The organism is Oceanimonas sp. MB9 (genome assembly GCF_011319775.1).
Classification (GTDB): Bacteria; Pseudomonadota; Gammaproteobacteria; order Enterobacterales; family Aeromonadaceae; genus Oceanimonas; species Oceanimonas doudoroffii.
On record NZ_VFBE01000009.1, the window covers coordinates 659,408 to 678,313 of the forward strand.

General features: G+C 62.7%; 16 protein-coding genes. 9 read left to right on the forward strand and 7 right to left on the reverse strand.

Going from position 1 to position 18,906, the window contains the following annotated elements:
- Positions 1–62: 62 nt before the first annotated feature.
- A complete protein-coding gene (locus OJHNALOF_RS14420) occupies positions 63–647 on the reverse strand; it encodes a hypothetical protein (protein ID WP_094199075.1) in 585 nt (194 codons plus the stop codon).
- Positions 648–872: 225 nt separating this feature from the next.
- Between OJHNALOF_RS14420 and OJHNALOF_RS14425 the strand changes: the two genes are divergently transcribed.
- Entirely contained in the window at positions 873–1,523 is a 651-nt protein-coding gene (locus tag OJHNALOF_RS14425; RefSeq protein ID WP_094199076.1) for a murein L,D-transpeptidase family protein, read from the forward strand.
- Positions 1,524–1,541: 18 nt separating this feature from the next.
- On the opposite strand, the gene OJHNALOF_RS14430 is transcribed toward OJHNALOF_RS14425, so the two are convergent.
- Complete coding sequence (locus tag OJHNALOF_RS14430) at positions 1,542–3,242, reverse strand: sigma-54-dependent Fis family transcriptional regulator (protein ID WP_240919738.1); 1,701 nt, start codon at positions 3,240–3,242, stop codon at positions 1,542–1,544.
- 215 nt (positions 3,243–3,457) lie between these two features.
- Here OJHNALOF_RS14430 and OJHNALOF_RS14435 point away from each other — a divergent pair, with 215 nt between their 5' ends.
- The 3 genes from OJHNALOF_RS14435 to OJHNALOF_RS14445 all read left to right on the forward strand — a co-directional run bounded on the left by OJHNALOF_RS14435 (position 3,458) and on the right by OJHNALOF_RS14445 (position 6,628).
- Complete coding sequence (locus OJHNALOF_RS14435) at positions 3,458–4,975, forward strand: aldehyde dehydrogenase family protein (RefSeq protein WP_094199077.1); 1,518 nt, start codon at positions 3,458–3,460, stop codon at positions 4,973–4,975.
- A gap of 81 nt (positions 4,976–5,056) precedes the next feature.
- On the forward strand, positions 5,057–6,208 hold the full coding sequence (gene yiaY, locus OJHNALOF_RS14440) for an L-threonine dehydrogenase (protein WP_165662446.1): 1,152 nt from the start codon (positions 5,057–5,059) through the stop codon (positions 6,206–6,208).
- A gap of 132 nt (positions 6,209–6,340) precedes the next feature.
- Positions 6,341–6,628: an encapsulin-associated ferritin-like protein gene (locus tag OJHNALOF_RS14445; RefSeq protein ID WP_094199079.1), complete on the forward strand. Its 288-nt coding sequence runs from the start codon at positions 6,341–6,343 to the stop codon at positions 6,626–6,628.
- 10 nt (positions 6,629–6,638) lie between these two features.
- Here the strand turns inward: OJHNALOF_RS14445 and OJHNALOF_RS14450 are convergent, their stop codons facing one another.
- The gene (locus OJHNALOF_RS14450; protein ID WP_165662447.1) at positions 6,639–8,399 is read right to left on the reverse strand and encodes a GGDEF domain-containing protein; all 1,761 of its coding nucleotides are present in this window, start codon (positions 8,397–8,399) and stop codon (positions 6,639–6,641) included.
- A gap of 102 nt (positions 8,400–8,501) precedes the next feature.
- Positions 8,502–9,359 (reverse strand): hypothetical protein, encoded by an 858-nt coding sequence (locus OJHNALOF_RS14455; protein WP_165662448.1) that lies wholly within the window; start codon positions 9,357–9,359, stop codon positions 8,502–8,504.
- A 259-nt stretch (positions 9,360–9,618) separates the two neighbouring features.
- Between OJHNALOF_RS14455 and rarD the strand changes: the two genes are divergently transcribed.
- A complete protein-coding gene (rarD, locus tag OJHNALOF_RS14460) occupies positions 9,619–10,551 on the forward strand; it encodes an EamA family transporter RarD (protein WP_094199082.1) in 933 nt (310 codons plus the stop codon).
- 21 nt (positions 10,552–10,572) lie between these two features.
- Here rarD and OJHNALOF_RS14465 read toward each other — a convergent pair whose 3' ends face one another.
- Positions 10,573–11,457: a DMT family transporter gene (locus OJHNALOF_RS14465; protein ID WP_165662449.1), complete on the reverse strand. Its 885-nt coding sequence runs from the start codon at positions 11,455–11,457 to the stop codon at positions 10,573–10,575.
- A gap of 107 nt (positions 11,458–11,564) precedes the next feature.
- On the opposite strand from OJHNALOF_RS14465, the gene OJHNALOF_RS14470 reads away from it, so the two are divergent.
- Positions 11,565–12,176 carry a LysE family translocator gene (locus OJHNALOF_RS14470; protein WP_165662450.1) on the forward strand — a complete coding sequence of 204 codons (612 nt, stop codon included), beginning with the start codon at positions 11,565–11,567 and terminating at the stop codon, positions 12,174–12,176.
- A gap of 64 nt (positions 12,177–12,240) precedes the next feature.
- On the opposite strand, the gene OJHNALOF_RS14475 is transcribed toward OJHNALOF_RS14470, so the two are convergent.
- The gene (locus OJHNALOF_RS14475; RefSeq protein ID WP_165662451.1) at positions 12,241–13,626 is read right to left on the reverse strand and encodes an L-cystine transporter; all 1,386 of its coding nucleotides are present in this window, start codon (positions 13,624–13,626) and stop codon (positions 12,241–12,243) included.
- Positions 13,627–13,798: 172 nt separating this feature from the next.
- Positions 13,799–15,055: a lytic murein transglycosylase gene (locus tag OJHNALOF_RS14480; RefSeq protein ID WP_094199086.1), complete on the reverse strand. Its 1,257-nt coding sequence runs from the start codon at positions 15,053–15,055 to the stop codon at positions 13,799–13,801.
- Positions 15,056–15,283: 228 nt separating this feature from the next.
- Between OJHNALOF_RS14480 and OJHNALOF_RS14485 the strand changes: the two genes are divergently transcribed.
- The 3 genes from OJHNALOF_RS14485 to OJHNALOF_RS14495 all read left to right on the forward strand — a co-directional run bounded on the left by OJHNALOF_RS14485 (position 15,284) and on the right by OJHNALOF_RS14495 (position 18,700).
- Positions 15,284–15,754, forward strand: coding sequence for a GNAT family N-acetyltransferase (locus OJHNALOF_RS14485; RefSeq protein WP_094199087.1), 471 nt, complete (start codon positions 15,284–15,286; stop codon positions 15,752–15,754).
- 97 nt (positions 15,755–15,851) lie between these two features.
- The gene (purU, locus tag OJHNALOF_RS14490) at positions 15,852–16,715 is read left to right on the forward strand and encodes a formyltetrahydrofolate deformylase (protein ID WP_094199088.1); all 864 of its coding nucleotides are present in this window, start codon (positions 15,852–15,854) and stop codon (positions 16,713–16,715) included.
- Positions 16,716–16,753: 38 nt separating this feature from the next.
- Positions 16,754–18,700: a bifunctional UDP-sugar hydrolase/5'-nucleotidase gene (locus OJHNALOF_RS14495; protein ID WP_165662452.1), complete on the forward strand. Its 1,947-nt coding sequence runs from the start codon at positions 16,754–16,756 to the stop codon at positions 18,698–18,700.
- The last annotated feature ends 206 nt before the right edge of the window (positions 18,701–18,906 follow it).

An 18,906-nucleotide genomic window follows, 5' to 3' on the forward strand; every position in this document is an offset into this window, starting at 1 on the left:
GTGCAAATCAAAGAAAAGCCCCGCTCAACAGCACGGGGCACAAGAAATGGTTTTATGAACTGTCAGCTGCTGATGCGGGCGATGGAGCGGTGCATGGCGCTGTTGTCATCGTCCCGGGCGATACAGTCGTCCATCTGTTTGAACAGTCGCTCCAGGCGCTGATAAAGCTGGCGGGTTTCCTGGCCCGAGGGGGGCAGGGGAGAGTAGTCATGGCCATTCAGCCCGAGCGGATCCCGGCGTGCCGACTCAATGCGGCGAAAGCCATAGGTGGTGCCTTTCACCATGCCCATCAGGGTCAGTTCAAAGCGAATGCTGTCCTGCACCGGCAACAGGCCATAAAGTCGCGGCCGGTGCTCCACCATGCCTTCCACGTTCAGCATGTCACTGCCGGAATAGTGGATCACCGGGTTGCTCAGCTCCCGCGGCACCAGCAACTGCTCGGCGCAGCGGCCGGCGGCTTCTTCATTATAGGGGCGGGAAGAGTAAAAACTCAGGCTGGCCAGTTTGGGGGGCTGTTCTCGGGTGACGGCCACGCCCGGAGTGCTGTCGTCCACCTTTAAGCCATTGCCATTACCCAGGTTCAGTGCGGTCATTTCGGCACACCCGGCAAGCAGCAACAGGGGCCACCAGCGTAGAAAAGAGATCATCCTTAACCTCCGTGTTGTCGAGGGCCGGCTCAGGCCTCCCCCTTTGTTACCACCCTTAAAGTGTGGCCTTGAGTGGGCCAATAAACAAATGGCGGCGTATAATTTGGTTACAAGCCCATGGACATCGGGCTATCATTCCGACAGGACGTCAGCACGAGTTTATTATTTTTTATGCGCAGTTTAACCGGATTTATCGCTCCAGCCCTGGTTTTGGGTACTTTGCTTATGTCAGGCCCCGCTTTTTCCTATGCTCACGGCAGCATCGACAACGTACTCTCCGCCTATGGCGAGCTGGCAGAAATACGTATGCGGCCCCACTTTATGCGGGCCGAGGTCAGCTATCCGCCCAAAGACATCGTGTTGCTGGCCACCAAGGAGGAAAAGGCCCTGGAGCTGTGGGCCCGCAACGACAGCGGCGACTTTCGCTTTATTCGCCATTACCCGGTGCGCAAGGCCAGCGGTGGCCCGGGCCCCAAGCTGAGGGAAGGCGACAAGCAGGTGCCCGAGGGTATCTACCGCATTACTCACCTCAACCCGGACAGCCGCTTTCATCTGTCGATGCGGCTCAATTACCCCAATTCCTACGATCTGATGCGCGCGGCCAAGGAAGGGCGCTCCGATCCGGGCAGCGATATCTACATTCACGGCAAGGCCGAATCGGCGGGGTGTCTGGCCATTGGCGACATCGCCATTGAAGAGCTGTTTGTGCTGGTCAACCGCATTGGCGTCGACAACACCTCGGTGATCATCGCGCCGCACGATCCGCGCCGAGTGCCCCTCGACGGTTTTGCCGCCAACCTGCCGCGCTGGGCGGTGGAGCTCTACGCCGATATCTCCCGGGAGTTTGCCAAATACCCTCGCAACGAAGAGATCTGAGCCCGGCCGGCTTAAGGGTTAACCGCCCTTAAGCCGGGCATACAGGGTGGTGCGGCTGATGCCCAGTCGCCGCGCCGCCTCGCTTACGTTGCCGTTGCAATCGTCCAGCACCTTTCTTATCTGCCGCTCGGTGGCGGATTTCAGATCCTGCACCGCCTCCTGGGTGCGAGCCGGTGTCGGCAGTTCGGGCAAATGCCCGGCTTCAATCACGCCTCCGTCGGCGAGAATGCCGGCCACCTCCAGCACCTGCCTGAGCTGGCGAATGTTGCCTGGCCAGGAGCTGGCATGCAGGGTGTCCATCAAACCGGCGGCCAGCCGGCAGTGCTCGCCGTGCAATTCCAGCAGCAATCTTTCCACCAGTGTTTCAAACGCTGAGCGTGCATAGTCGCGCAGGGGCGGCAGGGTCAATTTGTAGCCGTTCAGGCGAAAATACAGATCTTCCCGAAATCGGCCATCCCGCACCATGGCCTCCAGGTCTTTGTGGCTGGCGGCCACCACGCAGAAGTCCACCGGCTCGGGCTCATGGCAGCCCAGGGGCACTACCGCCTTTTCCTGCAGCACTCGAAGCAGCCGGGTCTGGGCCGCCAGCGGTAGCTCGCCGATTTCATCCAGAAACAAAATGCCCTGATGGGCGGCCCGAATATAACCGGTGCGTCCGGCCTTGTGGCTGCCGGTAAAGGCGCCGGGCGCGTGGCCGAACAGCTCGGCCTCAACCAGCTCGGTGGGCAGGGCGCCGCAGTTCACCGCCACCAGTGGCCCCTGGGCGCGCCGGCTTTGCTTGTGCAGGCGGCGAACGGTGTGATCCTTGCCGGTGCCGGTTTCACCCTGCAGCAGCAGGGGCACGCCGTGGTTGAGCAGCTTGAGGCCGGCGGCTTCGGTGGCGTTTTCTGCCACCGGGCGAGAGCGTGCCGGGGCCGGCCGACGGCTCAGCAGCGCCATGCCGTCACCCCAAGGGGTGAGCTCGCCCTGACGCAGCCGGGCCAACAGGGCGGCGGGGTCCAGTTTTGGCAGCCACTGCCGGGCCCGACGGTTGGCGCCCAACAGCTGACCGTCTTCACGCAGGGCGATCAACGCCGACCAGGGTTGTTGCAGGCCGGCGGCGTCGCTGGCCAGGCTGAGCAGCCAGCAGGCATCCTGCTGTTCGCTGACCAGGGCGTTTTCCATGGACAGGGACATCAGCCGGGCGGTGAGCAGCATATCGGCGCTGTGTTCGCCGGCCTCGCTGGAGATGTTAATCACGCCCAGCAGTTCACCGGTGGGGGATAACACCGGGCTGGCGCTGCAGCTGATGGCAGCGTTGGCGTGCATATAGTGTTGTTCACCCAGCACGGAAATTTCCTGTTGCTCCAGCAGGGCGGTGCCAATGGCGTTGGTGCCCATGGTCTGTTCATGCCAGCTGGCGCCGGTGGCCAGGGCCAGGCGACGGGCTCGATCACCAAAGTGGTTGTCGCCGGTGCTCAACAAAATGGTGCCGTCGGCATCGGCAAACAGCAGCCGGCAGGGGCGACCCTGTTGCCACTGTTCAAACAGCGGCATGGCCCGTTGCAGCAGGGTTAACAGGTGGCGATGGCGCTGCTGGCGCCGGCGCAGCTCGGCCGGGCTCAGGCAGCAGGGATCGGCCTGGTGGCCGCGCTGCAGGCCAAAGGTTTGACTGCGTTGCCAGGAGCGAAGCAGCCGCTCGCCGGGCTGCGGGGTTGAGGCAGGATAGGTCATGGTCATTCTCTTCGCCTGTGCGGAATCTGAACACTTGTACTGAACACCCGTACACTCTCGCTACGGCCCGCCGGGCCAGCCAGCGGGCAACACTGCCCCAGTGTAGCCCGCAATACCCCGGTACATAAGGCTTGTAACAGGTTTTGTTGTGTAAATGTAAAACTGGCCCCGCCCTTGCACTGTTTGACAGGTCACTGAACACACAGAGCAAGGAGAGCAAGATGATTTATCAGCAACCCGGTCAGCCCGGTGCCGTTGTCAGCTTCAAGGCACAATATCAGAACTACATTGGCGGTGAGTGGATCGCTCCGGTCGGCGGTCGTTATATAGAGAATACCTCGCCGGTGAATGGCGCGGTGTTTTGTGAAGTGCCCCGCTCCGACGCCGCCGATGTGGATCTGGCGGTGCAGGCCGCGACCCGGGCCTTTGCCACCTGGGGCAGCACCTCGGTGACCGAGCGCGCCAACCTGATGCTGCGCATCGCCGATCGCATTGAGCAAAATAAAGAGATGCTGGCGGTGGCGGAAACCTGGGATAACGGCAAGGCCGTGCGTGAAACCCTGGCCGCCGACATTCCCCTGGTGGTGGATCATTTCCGTTACTTTGCCGGCGCCATTCGCGCCCAGGAAGGCAGCGCCGCCGAGCTGGACTGCAGCACCGCCGTGTACCACTTCCGGGAGCCAGTGGGCGTGGTGGGGCAGATCATTCCCTGGAACTTTCCACTGCTGATGGCCGCCTGGAAGGTGGCACCGGTACTGGCTTCTGGCTGCTGCACCGTGCTCAAGCCCGCCGAGCAGACCCCGGCTTCCATTCTGGTGCTGATGGAGCTGATTGGCGATCTGCTGCCCCCCGGGGTGATCAATGTGGTCAACGGCCTGGGTCCGGAAGCGGGTGAAGCCATTCTGCGCCACCCCGGCATCGCCAAGCTGGCCTTTACCGGCTCCACCCCGGTGGGGCAGCACGTGCTCAAGGCCGCCGCCGATCGCCTGATCCCGTCCACCGTGGAGCTGGGCGGCAAGTCACCCAATATCTTCTTTGAAGACGTGCTGCGCTTTGAGCCCGAGTTTGTGGACAAGTGCATTGAAGGCATGCTGCTTACCTTCTTCAACCAGGGTGAGGTGTGCACCTGTCCGTCCCGGGCGCTGGTGCAGGAAAGCATTTATGACGACTTTATGGCCCGGGTGCTGGCGCGGGGCCGGGAGATCAAGCAGGGCAACCCCCTCGACACCGACACCCAGGTGGGGGCGCAGGCGTCACGGGAGCAGTTCGACAAAATTCTCGGTTACATGGAAATTGGCCGTGCCGAAGGCGCGCAAATGCTGCTGGGTGGCCAGGCCAACTCCATCAGCGGGCTGGAAAACGGTTTTTACATTCAGCCCACCATTTTCCAGGGCCGCAACAACATGCGGGTATTCCAGGAGGAGATCTTCGGCCCGGCGGTGGGGGTAACCACCTTTAAGGATGAAGCCGAGGCCCTGGCCATTGCCAACGACACCGAATTCGGCCTGGGCGCCGGGGTCTGGACCCGGGATGTGAATCGTGCCTACCGCATGGCCCGAGGCATTCAGGCCGGCCGGGTGTGGATGAACTGCTACCACGCCTATCCCGCCCATGCCGCCTTTGGAGGCTACAAGAAGTCGGGCATCGGCCGGGAAACCCACAAGATGATGCTGGATCACTATCAGCTCACCAAGTGCATGCTGGTCAGCTACAGCAGCAATCCCCTCGGCTTTTTCTGATGCACGGCGACGCCGCAAGGGCGGCGTCCCTTATCGATAAACAACAAAAACGGGGCCTCGGCCCCAATAAAGGAGAGCAGCATGAGTACAGCAACTTTTTTTATGCCGTCGGTCAACCTGATCGGCGACGGTGCCCTGGAGCAGGCGGTGGAGCAGGTAAGCGGGTACGGCTTTCGTCATGCGCTGATCGTGACCGACAAGCCCCTGGTGGAGCTGGGATACGCCGGCCAGCTGCAACAGGCGCTGGCGAAGAAGGACATTCAGGCCAGCGTGTTTGACGGCGTGCAGGCCAACCCCACCACCGGCAATGTGGAAGCAGGCCTGGCATTGCTTGAGCAGAAACAATGTGATTTCGTTATTTCCCTCGGTGGCGGCTCGCCCCACGACTGCGCCAAGGCCATTGCCCTGGTGGCCAGCAACGGCGGCGACATTCGTGACTTTGAGGGGGTCGACCAGTCCGCCAAACCCCAGCTGCCCCTGGTGGCCATCAACACCACCGCCGGCACCGCCTCCGAGATCACCCGTTTCTGCATCATTACCGACGAAAAAACCCATATCAAAATGGCCATCGTCGACAAGCATGTCACGCCCATGCTATCGGTCAACGATCCCTTCTTGATGAAAAACATGCCGGCCTCGCTGACCGCCGCCACTGGCATGGATGCGCTCACCCATGCGGTGGAAGCCTATGTGTCTACCGCCGCCAACCCCATTACCGACGCCTGCGCCCTTCAGGCCATCACCCTGATAAGCCGCAACCTGGCCAATGCCGTGGCCAACGGCGCCGACATGGCCGCCCGCAACAACATGGCCTACGCCCAGCTGCTGGCGGGCATGGCCTTTAACAATGCGTCGCTCGGCTATGTGCACGCCATGGCCCACCAGCTGGGCGGGTTCTACGATCTGCCCCATGGGGTGTGCAACGCCGTGCTGCTGCCCCATGTGCAGCGTTTTAACAGCCGAGTGGCGGCGGTCCGTCTTGCCGAGGTGGCCGAGGCCCTGGGCGAGCAGGTGCAGGAGCTCGGCCCGGCGCAGGGCGCCGAGCGGTGCATTGCCGCCATTGAGCGGCTGGCACGGCAGGTGGGCATTCCCGCCGGCCTGAACGAGCTGGGGGTAAAGCAGGATGACTTCGCCGAGCTGGCCGGTAATGCCATGAAGGACGCCTGTGGCCTGACCAACCCGGTGCAGCCCAGCCATGATGAGGTGGTGGGCATATTCAAGGCCGCCTTCTGAGTGCCTCGAGTTGGCGACGCGCCCCGTGCTTACGGGGCGTTTTTGTGTCAGGAGGCGTGCGCGGGTTTGCAAAGCGGACGGGCTTGGCCAGACTGAATATCAGTGCGCTTTGGTCAACACAAGGAGCCCATTATGGCGAACGAAGGCTATCACGAGCCCATTGATGAACTCAGTGACGACACTCGGGACATGCACAGGGCCATTACCTCGCTGATGGAGGAGCTGGAAGCGGTAGACTGGTATAACCAGCGGGTGGATGCCTGCAAGGATCCCGAGCTCAAGGCCATTCTGGCCCACAACCGGGACGAGGAAAAAGAGCATGCCGCCATGGTGCTGGAGTGGATTCGCCGTCGGGATCCCACCTTTGACAAGGAGCTGAAAGACTACCTGTTTAGCAGCGGCGACATCTGCGATCACTGATGCCGGCCGGCTAGGACGCGATTGGCCGCTGGGGGGCCCGCTCCGGGCTGAAGCAGCAACAGCTTTGTGCATGGCACTTGGCTGCGTGCTTGGCGGCACTGGCCAGCAGGGCCACGTCACCGTGGGAATGGCAGCGGGCCGGATCCGGGTGCACCACGCCGATGGCAATGCCCAGCAAGGGATAACGTTGTGTGTCGCCGTTGCGCCCGGGGGCTACCATGCCCCGGCGCAGCCGGTCTTCGGCATGATAAAAGTTGGGTATTTCCCGATCGAAGCGGGCAATGAGCTGATCGCACAGATGGCGCCAGTCGCAGCCGGCATCAAACACCGCCACAAAGTCATCTCCGCCCACATGGCCCAGAAACTGGCCGGCCCCGCCGATGGTTTCCCGCAACAGCCGGGCCACCCACTGGATCACCTTGTCTCCCTGGGCGTAACCGTAAACGTCGTTATAGGGCTTGAAGTGGTTGAGATCGAAGTAGGCCACGTAAAAGTCCTGTTGCTGCTGCAATGCCTCGTCTATTTCCCGGTAGATGGGCACATTGCCCGGCAACTGGGTCAGGGGGTTGGCATAGCGGGCCAGCAGCAGCTGTTGCTCGGTAATGGTACGCAACAAATCGCGTACCGAGCCCAGACCGTGATAATGGCCGTTGTGGGTAATGATGAAGTGCTGGCGGCCGCTCATGCTGTCGTCGTCGGTAATCAGCTGGCTGGCGCGATCCAGCGGCGTTTGTCGATCCACGATCAGCGGTTGCATGTCCATGGCGCGGGTCAGCGGTTTGTTGGCGTAAAGGGCTCGGCCAAAGGGAGTGGAAAACAGCTCCATCACCCGGGAGCGGTGCAGCATGCCCACCGGCACCCCCTGGGCCAGCACCGGAATGGAGTGCAGCCGACTGTCGGCCCGCAGCCGGTCAAACACCTTGGCCAGGGAGTCGTTCACGTCCATGGCCTGTCCCTGCCGGGCCAGGGTGGCCACGGTGTCGCGCTGCAGCGCCGGTACACCCATGGGGCGGCCGCAAGCGGTGGGAGCCCGGGTCAGCGGCATCGGTTGTGGCCGCCCGAGCCAGTAGCCCTGGCAATAGCGAATACCCATGGCGTGCAGTTGCTCAAGTTCGGCGCGGGTCTCGATGCCCTCGGCGATCACGCGGGAGCCCAGCCGGCGCGCCAGATCGGCAATGCTCTGTACAAAGGCCTGGCGTACCGTGTCCTGATCGATGTGATGAATGAAATGACGGTCTATTTTGACGAAATCCGGCTCGATCTCCGACCACAGCTTCAGGCCTGAGTAGCCGGCGCCCAGATCATCGATGGCGATGCGAAAGCCCAGCTGGCGGTAGCGATTCAGCGCTTCTTTCAGGCCGGCGGTGTCCTGCACCAGATCCTGCTCCGACAGCTCAATCACTATCTGCTCGGGGGCCAGTCCCAGCTCCTGAACCAGGCGGCGGGTGCAGCCCTTGGGGTGGCGCTTATCGAGCAGCACGCTGGGATTGACGTTGACGAAAATGCAGCCGTCCATGCCGAGTTCATGATAGCGACGCAGGGCCGCCTGACGGCAGGCCAGATCCAGCTCCGACAGCATACCCAGCCGGCGAGCCTCGCCAAACAGCGCCGAGGGAAACTCCAGCGGATGGCCGGCGGGCCCGCGGATCAGCGCCTCGTGCCCCAGGATCTGGCCGGCCTGAATATCCACAATGGGCTGAAACTGCGGGTTCAGCCGGTCCTGGTCGATCAGGGCGGGCAGGGCGTCGTCGTTGCTGGGAAAAGGTATCATTCGGAGCTCAGTGTCGATTTCAAATGACACATACTCTATGGCGGCAGCATGACCCAAATATGACAGCGCCCTTGATACATACCGTAGTGGCCCTGTGCCGCGTCAGTTGCCCTCGAGCAAGGACGTCAGTGGCTGCCGGCTACGGAACAGCTGGGGGGCCAGTCCTTCCCGGGACACATACACATGGCCGTCGGCACCCAGGGCAATCGCCTCGAACTGGCCGGTCTCACTCAGCCGGTAACCGCGGCCGGCGTGCTCTACCACCTGGTTGTTGCGCACCGGGTAATGCCACACAAAGGCCCGGCGGTCGAACAGGTTGCGGCTGTAGCCCACCAGCAGCAGGGTCTGGCTGGCGGCGTCGAAGTCGGCACCGGTGACCAGCATGTGCGGATTGAACCGTTGCCATTCCGTCAGTGGCGACGGGACGGCATTCGGTCGCAACCGGTACAGGCTGCTTTGCTGATCCAGCCAGCGCTTGGTAAACAGCCACAGCTCGCCGTTTACCCAGGCCAGGGCTTCGGCGTCAAAGTTGTGCTGATGACGGGGAGGCTGAAAGTTGCGCTGTTCCCGGTAGCTGACCGGCAGCACCTCGGGCGGGGTCACGCCGTCATCCACCAAGCGCAGGGAGAAGATGCGCAGATCCCGTCGCCGGCCACCGTTGTTGCCGGTGTCGGCCAGGTAGAGGATGTTGCCGTGGCGGGCAATGTCTTCCCAGTCCCGGTTGGGGGCGGGCACCGGCAGGCGGCGCACCAGCCCGCCGCGCTGGTTGAGCACAAACAGTTCGGCGGCCTTGCCGCTGTCGTTATGGCTGACAAAGCCGCCGGGCCAGGCGACCAGCCCGGAGCTTTCCGATAGCGCGGCAGGAAAACTGCCCACGGGATCCAGCGCCAGGCGCGGGCTGCCGGCGCCGGCACAGGCGGTGAGCAATAACAGCATCAGGGCACTCGCGGTGCGCAACATAAGGGTATCTCCAGAGCAACGGGGTGGGCAGCTTATACCGGCCGCAGGGACAACAGCAGGGTCAAGCGCGTTATCGGCCAGGGCCTGCCGGTGATGATGTGTTGGTAAACCCGGTGTTAATCAATATGACACGCTGTTAGCGTTATTATAAGCCAGCAAAATGGCTGCTTTTAATTTTCAAATCAGCTCAATATTTCATCTTAAAACTGTTAAGCTGCGCGCAAATTATTGACCAGACTTTCAAAAAGGAGCAAGGCGAGTGGCCAGAGGGGTTGCGTTATCGGTGTTTTCGTCGGTGTTGTTTGCGTTGTTGTATTATTATGCCAGCCTGATGACGCCGATGAACGGCGAAGTGGTGTTTGGCTGGCGGATGCTGCTGACCATGCCCTGTCTTGGCCTGTTTCTGCTCTACAGCGGCGACTGGCGGCTGGTGACCTTCCTGTTTGCGCAACTGAAAACCCGCCCCGTGCTCTGGCTGGGCCTGCCGCTGTCGTCCGCCCTGGTGGCGGTGCAACTGTGGATCTTCATGTGGGCTCCCATCAACGGCCGGGGCCTGGCGGTCTCTCTCGGTTACTTCATGATGCCCCTGGTGCTGGTACTGGTGGGTCGCTTTCTCTATCAGGAACGTCCCACTCGGTTGCAATGGCTGGCGGTGGCCTGCGCCGTGCTGGGCGTGGCCAACGAACTGTGGCATGCCGGCGGCGTTTCCTGGGAGACCCTGGTGGTGGCCCTGGGGTATCCGCTCTATTTCGTGTGGCGGCGCTGGCTCGGTAATGACACGCTGGGCGGGCTGTGGTGCGACATGCTGCTGATGCTGCCGGTGGCGGCCTGGTTTGTATGCGCCACCGGAGCGCCGCTGGCGGTGTTTGGCGAGCGGCCGCTGCTGTACCTGCTGGTGCTGGGGCTGGGCATGATCAGCGCCCTGGCCCTGGCCTGCTACATTCTGGCCAGCCGGCGGCTGCCATTCAGCCTGTTTGGCCTGCTGGGTTATGTGGAGCCGGTGCTGCTGGTGGTGGTGTCGCTGGCGCTGGGCGAAACCATTTCCGGTGAGGAATGGCCCACTTATATCGCCATCTGGACGGCGGTGGCCCTGCTGGTGCTGGAAGGCGTGCGCAAAATGCTGGCGTTCCGCCGCTATCCGTTTCGCCAGGGCGCCAGCCACCAGGCTCCGGCGCAGACCACCAGATCCTAGCTTTTCAGCCCGGCGGCGGCCTCAGGCCCACATGACGCAAATGGCCGCCAGCACGATCAGCACCAGGCCGCCGTGATCCCGGCGGCCCAGGCGTTCCCGAAAGTACCAGGCCGAAATCATCAGGGTAAACAGCACCTCCACTTGCCCCAGGGTCTTGACCAGGGCCACGGTTTCCAGGCTCATGGCGGTGAACCAGCCGATGGAGCCCAGGCAGCTGGTGAGGCTGACCAGGGCGGTCAGCCCGGGCCGGCGCCACAATGAGGCCAGTGCCGGCGGGTTGCGCAGCCCCAGCCATACCAGCAGTAGCAGGGTCTGCAGGCCAATCACCAGCAGCAGTACCCAGGCCGCGCCAAAGGGAAAGGGCATGGCCAGCGTCAGGCTGGCTTCCCGCACCCACAGCGAGGTGAGGGCAAAGGCCAGGCCGCTGCCCAGTCCGGTAAACAGGGTACTGACCGGCACGCCGGCCCCTGCCGCCCGCCGCAGTCCGCTCAGCAGCCACACGGCAATCGCGCCCAGCAGTACTCCCAGCCAGCCCAGGGGCGTGAGCGGGGCGCTGAAAAAGAACACTCCCAGGGCCGCCGCCAGCACCGCCTCGCTTTTGGCCAGGCCCACCCCCACGGCGTAGTTGCGCAACTGAAACAGCCGCACCATGAGAGCCGTGGCCAGGATCTGGCTTACCGCCGCCGCCACTATCAGCACCGCGAAATAACCGCCAAAGGCGGGCACGGGCTGGTGGGGCTGCCACCGGTACAGCAACCACAGATACAGTGCCGCCAGCGGCCACGCCAGCACAAAACGCGCCAGGGTCACGGCGGCGGCGCCGGCATCCTGACTCAGCCGTTTCTGAAAGGCGTTGCGCCAGGCCTGCATAAAGGCGGCGAACAGGGTAAAGGGAATCCACAGCATGGCAAGTCCTTGTGCAGGGCAAAAATCGCCACTCATGTTAACAGAGACGCTGACGGCGGCGCGGCATTTTGTTACAACTGCATCATTCTTCTGCAAGAGTATTCGTCATGACCCTGGACACCTGGTTGATTTACCTGGCAGCCTGCATCGGGCTGTCCCTTACCCCCGGCCCTAACAGCCTGCTGGCGCTGACCCACGGTGCCCTTTACGGCCCGGGCCGCACCCTGGCTACCATTGCCGGCGGCGCCCTGGGCTTTATTGGCGTGGTGGGGGTGTCGATGTTCGGCATTGCCTCGCTGCTGACCCTGGCATCCGAGTTGCTGCTGGTGATGAAAATTGTCGGTGGCCTCTACCTGGTGTGGCTGGGCATACAGGTATGGCGGTCGCCGACCCCGGGCGGGGGCGTGGGGGCCATCAGCGGCCGGGCCAGCCCCTGGGTTATGGCCCGGCAGGGGCTGCTGTCGGCCTTTGCCAATCCCAAGGCGATGTTGTTTTTTGCCGCCTTTCTGCCCCAGTTTATCGATCCCGCTGCCAGCCTGTGGGGCCAGTTTGTGGTGATGGCGGTGACCTTTGCGCTGGTGGAATGCCTGACCGAGTGCCTGATTGCCGGTTTTGCCGGCCGGGTGTCGGGCTGGCTGACCCGATGTGGGCGAGGCTTTAACCGTACCTGTGGCGGCCTGTTTATGCTGATTGGTGGCTGGCTGCCTTTGAGTCGTTGAGCTACGGGCAGTAAAGTAAAAAAGCGCCCGCGGGCGCTTTTTTTTTTATGGATGGCGGCCTGGCTCAGGCCACGGCCGGACGCTGGCCGGCGTCGTTATCGGCGGCAAACACCGCTTCGTCGGTCTGCCCCAGCAGCTTGCTGCTGATGGTGCCGGCGGTCATGGCACCGTTCACGTTCAGTGCGGTGCGGGCCATGTCGATCAGCGGTTCAATGGAAATCAGCAGGGCCGCCAGTGCCACCGGCATGCCCATGATCGGCAGCACGATCAGCGCGGCAAAGGTGGCGCCGCCGCCCACGCCGGCCACGCCGAAGGACGCCAGGGTGATCACACCCACCAGGGTGGCCAGCCACAGCGGGTCCAGCACGTCGATGCCCATGGTGGGGGCGATCATCACCGCCAGCATGGCCGGGTAAATGCCGGCGCAGCCGTTCTGACCAATGGTGGCGCCAAAGGAGGCGGAAAAGTTGGCAATGCTCTCGGGCACACCCAGCTTTTGGGTTTGCGCCTGCACGTTGAGCGGAATGGTGGCGGCGCTGGAGCGGCTGGTAAAGGCAAAGGCCAGCACCGGCCATACCTTGGTGAAAAAGCGTTTGGCGTTCACGCCCACTAGGCCGAGCAGCAGGCCGTGCACCACAAACATAATGGCAATGGCCAGGTAGGAGGCGACCAGGAAGCCGGCCAGGCTGAGCACGTCCTGCAGGTTGGAGCCGGCGATGACCTTGGTCATCAGTGCCATCACGCCGTAGGGGGTGAGCTTCATCACCAGCCGCACCAGGCGCATGATCAGTGCCTGCAGGGCTTCAATGCCGCCCACCACGCGCTGGCCCAGCTCCGGCTCGTCCTTCAGCAGGGTCAGTACCGCCAGCCCCAGGAACACCGCGAACACCACCACACCGATGATGGAGGTGGGGCTGGCGCCGGTCATGTCGGCAAAGGGATTACGCGGAATAAAGGACACCAGCAGCTGCGGCATGGACAGGTTGGCCACGCTGGCCACCGTGGCTTCCAGCTGCTCGGCCCGGGCCAGCTCACGGGCGCCCTGTACCAGATCGGCGGCACTGAGGCCGAACGAGTAAGTGACGAACACGCCCACCAGCGCCGAAATGGCGGTGGTGAACAACAGTATGCCCAGGGTCAGCACGCTGATCTTGCCGAGGGACGTGGCGTTATGCAGTCGCGATACGGCACCGAGAATGGACACAAGCACCAGGGGGATCACTATCATCTGCAGCAGGCGCACATAGCCGCCGCCTACCACGTTGACCCACTCCAGGGTGCGTTGAATGGTATCGGCGTCATACAGCACCTGCATGGCAAAGCCGGCACCCACGCCAAACACCAGGCCGGTCAGTACGCGGCGAGATAAAGACTGCCCGCGGCCGGACAGCTTGCCCAGCACCAGCATCAGCAGCACAAAGATTGCCAGATTGATCAGCACAATCAGCATGTTTACTCCGTGTTCAGAAAATAATAAGGAAACGGGCGATGCTAGCAGCATCATCGCCCGGGCGTTACATCGTTTGGTTATGGCTTATGAATAATAACCGGAAAACAAGGGTTCGGCGGAATTATTGACCGGTTGTAAAGCAGGCTGTGGCGTAAGATCCTGCTAACCGGTGTTATCGCAACCGTTCCAGCAGGCTGGCACTGGCGTAGCCGTCGGCCACCAGGCCTTGTTCCTGCTGCCAGGCGCGAATGGCGGTCATGGTGTTGGGCCCAATCACGCCGTCCGCGCCCTGAGTGTCAAAGCCCTGCCGCGTGAGTAGCTGTTGCAGCTCCCGTTTCTCGGTGCGGCTGAGGGCCCGCTCGTGGCGCGGCCAGGACTGACTGAAATCACTGCCACCGGCGATTTTATCGGCAAGATGTCCTACCCCCATGGCATAGGCGGTGGCATTGTTGTAGCGCTTGATGACATAAAAGTTGTTGAACACCGCAAAGGCCGGCCCCTGGGCCCCCGCCGGTACCAGAATGGCGGCGTCCCCCGCCTCGGGCAGGGGCTGGCCGTTGGCCTGGGTGACCCCCAGCCGGCGCCATTCCGCCACCGGCCGGCGATGTTTCTGATCCGCCTGGGCATAGTCAAAGCCCTGGGGCAGGCGCACTTCCACGCCCCAGGGGGCGTCCTGCTGCCAGCCAAAGCGGGACAGGTAATAGGCGCTGGAAGCCAGGGCGTCGGTCGGATCTTCGCCCCAGATGTCCCGCTTGCCGTCACCGTTGAAGTCCTGTGCATACTCCAGGTAGCTGGTGGGCATGAACTGGGTGTGGCCCATGGCGCCGGCCCAGGAGCCACGCATGCCGGCCACGCTTATGTCCCCGGACTGCAAAATGCGCAGGGCGGCGAGCAGCTGGTTCTCGGCAAACTGACGCCGGCGCCCCTCAAAGGCCAGGGTGGCCAGACCCTCAATGGTGGAAGTGTTGCCCCGGTAGCTGCCGTAGTTGGTTTCCATGCCCCAGATCGCCAGCAGCACGTTGGCGTCCACACCGTAACGCTGTTCAATACGGTCGAGCACCGGGCCCAGTTCACGCAGCCGGGCCTGGCCGGTGCTGATGCGGGTGGAAGACACGGCGCTGTCCAGATAGTCCCACAGCTGGCGGGTGAATTCGGCCTGGCCACCGTCGAGTTTAATTACCTGGTGATTCAGGTCGATATCCTTAAAGGCGGCGTCAAACACCGCGGGTTGGATGCCCTCGGCCAGGGCGCGCCGGCGAAAGTCGTTACGCCAGGCGGCAAAATCCTGGCTGGCGGCGGCCTGCTGTGCGGCTTGCGGTGCGCCGATAGTGCCGGCCCGGGGCGGTGCCGGCGCGGTATCGGCCTGACTGGCGCAGCCCGCCAGCAGCAGGCCGGCCATCAGGGGTGAAAATATGCGTGCTCTTGTCATGACTACGTCCCTTTTTAATGATGGGCGTCAGCTTATCTGATTGTCACGTAAAGAAAAGGGGCGGGCGGGAAGGAAAATGACGCAAGTCCGTGCCGGCGCACGGATTGCGACTGTGGCCTTTGTTATGATGCCGCTCCACAAGCCGGTGCCGGAATGGACAAGCTCCGGGCGAAACGCAAGAATGAACACAGGGACGCTGTCGCGAATACAGTAATTTCCGGAGTGACCATGTACCTGAGCAGAGACTTTCAGGAAACCGACTACAGCAGTCTTGAACTTATCTATCACGATGCGGTGATGGGCCAGGGCCGTCGTGGCTACAGTGACGAGCAGGTGCAGGTATGGGCGGCCTTTCCCTATCTGTACAAGGACGACTTCGGTCGTCTGGTGCGCAGTGGCTATACCCGGGTCATGACGCTGCACCACATTCCGGTGGCCTTTGCCACCCTCAACCCCGATCACTACCTGGCACTGGTGTATGTGCTGGCCGAGCATTCCGGGCGCGGCCTGGCGGGCCGCTTGTGTGATGAAATGGAGCAGGAAGCCCAGCGCCGGGGCGTTGGCTGCCTGACCACGGACGCCAGCGTGTTGTCCCGGCCGTTGTTTGAGCAAAAGGGGTTTCGGCTGGTGTCCCGGCAGGAGGTGCACCGTGCCGGCCAGACCTTTGTGCGCTTTATCATGGAAAAAACCCTGGACTGAGCACCCTGCCGGCGCTGGCACTGGCGACCGGTTTGCCGCAAAATAGCCCCGCCGTTTTGTGCCGAGCAACAGACCAACCGGGAGATCATCCGTAGCCATGCCAAAAGACACCTATTACCTGACCGCTCACTGCCCGGGCAGCCTGGGCACGGTGGACGTGGTGACCCGCTATCTGCACGAGCAGGGGTGCTACGTGGTGGAAATGCAGACCTTTGACGATGTGCTGAGCGAACACTTTTTTATTCGTGCCGAATTTCGTCCGCCCGCCGAGCAGCCCTTTGATGAAGCCGCCTTTCGCACCGGCTTTGCGCCCCGGGCCGCCGGGTTCGCCATGGAATGGCGGCTGGCCGCCAGCCACGACAGACCCAATGTGGTGATCATGGTGTCCCGGCTCGATCATTGCCTGAACGATCTGCTTTACCGCTACCGCACCGGCCAGCTTCCCATTGAGATACCGGCCATTATCTCCAACCACCCGGATCTGCAACGGCTGGCCGACTGGCATCACATTCCCTATTATCACCTGCCGGTGAGCGACGACAACCGCGCCGAACAGGAAGCCGAGGTCATGGGCATTCTCAATGAGTGCGAGGCCGATCTGGTGGTGCTGGCCCGCTACATGCAAGTGCTGAGCCCCGAGCTGTGCGCCCGCCTGAAGGGGCGTGCCATTAATATTCATCACTCGCTGCTGCCCGGGTTTCGGGGCGACAACCCTTATCACCAGGCCTACCACAAGGGGGTCAAGCTGGTAGGGGCCACGGCCCATTATATCAACAACGATCTGGATGAAGGCCCCATCATCACCCAGGGGGTGGAGGTGGTGGATCACAGCCACTATCCCGAGCAGCTCATCGCCAAGGGCAAGGACATTGAATGCATGACCCTGGCCCGGGCGGTGCAATATCACATTGAACACAGGGTGTTTCTGCACAACGACAAGACGGTGGTCTTTGCCAGTTGAGCGCGCTTTTTTCTTTACGCAATGGAGTCTGTTTCAGCATGAAAAAATTCCTGGTGGCCCCGGTACTGGCGGCAATACTGACCGGCTGCGCCGGCGGTCAGCCCGAGGCACCCTTTACCCTGACCCTGGCCCACGTCAACGACACCCATTCCCATTTCGATGCCAGTGACGCCCGCCTGAGCCTGGATGGAGAAGCCGTTTACACGCGGCTGGGGGGCCATCCCCGGTTGCTGACCCAGCTTAACGCCTGGCGCAATCAGGCCGAACAGGCGGATCAGCCGCTGCTGTTTTTGCACGGCGGTGATGCCTGGCAGGGCAGTGGGTATTTTCGTCTGAATCAGGGTGCCATGAACGCCGACATTCTCACCCGCATGCGGCTCGACGCCATGGTGCTGGGCAACCACGAGTTTGATCTCGATACGCCATCGCTGGCCGACTTTATTGCCGGTGCCGGTTTTCCGCTGCTGGCCGCCAACCTGGACGCCAGCCGGGATCCCGCCCTGAAAGACGCCGCCAATCTTCACCCCTATGTGCTGTATGCCTTTGACGGCAACGACAAGGAGCGGCTAGAGAGCATGGAAGACGCCGGCCGGGACCCGGTGGTGGCGGTGATCGGCCTGGTGCCGGAAAACATGCCCGAGCTGGCCGCCGGCACCGGCGAGGTACGTTTTCAGCAGGAGGTGGCAAGCGCCCAGCGCACCGTTGATCTGCTACGCGAGCAGGGCGTACGCCACATCGTGGCGCTTACCCATCTGGGCCTGGAGCGGGATCAGCGCCTGGCCCGGGAGGTTAATGGCATTGACGTGATCGTGGGCGGTCATTCCCACAGCCTGTTGGGAGACTTCTCTGAGCTCGGACTGGGCCAGAATCCGGCCTATGCCCAACTGTTCACCAACCCTAACGGCCTGGCGAAAACCTGTGTGGTGCAGGCGGGCCAGCACGCCCAGGCCCTGGGCCGGGTCAGCGTGACCTTTACTCGGGACGGCCGGGTCAGCCGCTGTGAGGGCGGCAACACCCTGCTGAGCGACGGTGAGTTCTACAGCGACGTGCGTCGTACCGATGCCAGCCGGTTGAGCCCGGCGCAACAGCAACGGCTGGCCGAAGTGGTGGCGGCCAGCCCCCGTATCGCCGTGGTGGAAGAAGACGCCGAGCTGCGCCGTCATATCGACGACACCTACAAGCCGGCACTGACCGCCGCCTATGGCGCGGTGATTGGCCATGTGCCCGTGACCCTGGAGCACCGTCGCCTGCCCGGCAGGGATGGCAGCCAGTCCGACGTCGCGCCCCTGGTGGCTGCCAGCCAGTTGCACTGGGTTAACCGCCCCGAGGTGCAGGCCATTACCGGCCGCCGGGCCGAGGTGGCCCTGCTGAACGCCGGCGCCGTGCGCACCGGCCTGGAGCCGGGTGAGCTCAAGGAAGGCCAGGTGAGCCTGGACCTGTTGCCCTTTGGCAATCCGCTCAGCCTGGTGTCCCTTACCGGGCGCCAGCTGGCCGGCCTGTTGCTGGAAACCATCAATGCCTCCTTGCCTGACGGCGCCCATGCCGGTCGTTTCCCTTACGTGGCCGGACTGCGTTATGAGTTTGACGAAACCCGAAAGGGCGCGGGCTTTCTGAGCCGCATCGAAGTGCAGCAGAATGGCCGCTGGGTGAGGGTGCAGCCCAATGCCAGCTATCAGGTGGTGATGAACGCCTACAGCGCTTCCGGCAACGACGGCTGGAACACCCTGTTGCAGGCTCAACAGGTGCTCACCGACAGGCTGGATCTGGCCTGGGTCAACGGCCGCCTCACCGCCTTTCCGGTGGCGCGCCTAAGCCGTGGTAGCAACGGTGCCATCGAGACTCACTACATCAACCAGCCCCTCGACTGCGGGGCCGCCGGTGTGCGCTGCAACACCGATGCCCAGGCCTTTATCGACTATGTGCGCGAACAGCGTCCCCTGCTGCGCCCCCTGGCCGACAGCGGCGTCAGCCTGAAACGGCTGTAAGCCGAGCCTTGCGGTGCTCCTCGAGTGAGGGGAGCACCGCCTTTATTTCTTCCCCTTTCGGTCCGTGCGGGCCCGACATTCCCACTTCCTTCCTCATTTCCAGGCGTGCTTACGGAACGGTGTGCCCTGTTGCTCGCCACCGGCGACGTTTGTCATAAACAGGTTTAATCTTTTTTGTGGATTATATAGATGTAAATAATTCGTTT

Excerpts from the sequence above, each read along its gene's own strand:
- OJHNALOF_RS14420 (WP_094199075.1), bottom strand. The coding sequence starts at position 647 with ATGATCTCTTTTCTACGCTGGTGGCCCCTGTTGCTGCTTGCCGGGTGT.
- OJHNALOF_RS14425 (WP_094199076.1), top strand. The coding sequence starts at position 873 with ATGTCAGGCCCCGCTTTTTCCTATGCTCACGGCAGCATCGACAACGTA.
- OJHNALOF_RS14430 (WP_240919738.1), bottom strand. The coding sequence starts at position 3,242 with ATGACCATGACCTATCCTGCCTCAACCCCGCAGCCCGGCGAGCGGCTG.
- OJHNALOF_RS14435 (WP_094199077.1), top strand. The coding sequence starts at position 3,458 with ATGATTTATCAGCAACCCGGTCAGCCCGGTGCCGTTGTCAGCTTCAAG.
- yiaY (WP_165662446.1), top strand. The coding sequence starts at position 5,057 with ATGAGTACAGCAACTTTTTTTATGCCGTCGGTCAACCTGATCGGCGAC.
- OJHNALOF_RS14445 (WP_094199079.1), top strand. The coding sequence starts at position 6,341 with ATGGCGAACGAAGGCTATCACGAGCCCATTGATGAACTCAGTGACGAC.
- OJHNALOF_RS14450 (WP_165662447.1), bottom strand. The coding sequence starts at position 8,399 with ATGATACCTTTTCCCAGCAACGACGACGCCCTGCCCGCCCTGATCGAC.
- OJHNALOF_RS14455 (WP_165662448.1), bottom strand. The coding sequence starts at position 9,359 with ATGTTGCGCACCGCGAGTGCCCTGATGCTGTTATTGCTCACCGCCTGT.
- OJHNALOF_RS14465 (WP_165662449.1), bottom strand. The coding sequence starts at position 11,457 with ATGCTGTGGATTCCCTTTACCCTGTTCGCCGCCTTTATGCAGGCCTGG.
- OJHNALOF_RS14470 (WP_165662450.1), top strand. The coding sequence starts at position 11,565 with ATGACCCTGGACACCTGGTTGATTTACCTGGCAGCCTGCATCGGGCTG.
- OJHNALOF_RS14475 (WP_165662451.1), bottom strand. The coding sequence starts at position 13,626 with ATGCTGATTGTGCTGATCAATCTGGCAATCTTTGTGCTGCTGATGCTG.
- OJHNALOF_RS14480 (WP_094199086.1), bottom strand. The coding sequence starts at position 15,055 with ATGACAAGAGCACGCATATTTTCACCCCTGATGGCCGGCCTGCTGCTG.
- OJHNALOF_RS14485 (WP_094199087.1), top strand. The coding sequence starts at position 15,284 with ATGTACCTGAGCAGAGACTTTCAGGAAACCGACTACAGCAGTCTTGAA.
- purU (WP_094199088.1), top strand. The coding sequence starts at position 15,852 with ATGCCAAAAGACACCTATTACCTGACCGCTCACTGCCCGGGCAGCCTG.
- OJHNALOF_RS14495 (WP_165662452.1), top strand. The coding sequence starts at position 16,754 with ATGAAAAAATTCCTGGTGGCCCCGGTACTGGCGGCAATACTGACCGGC.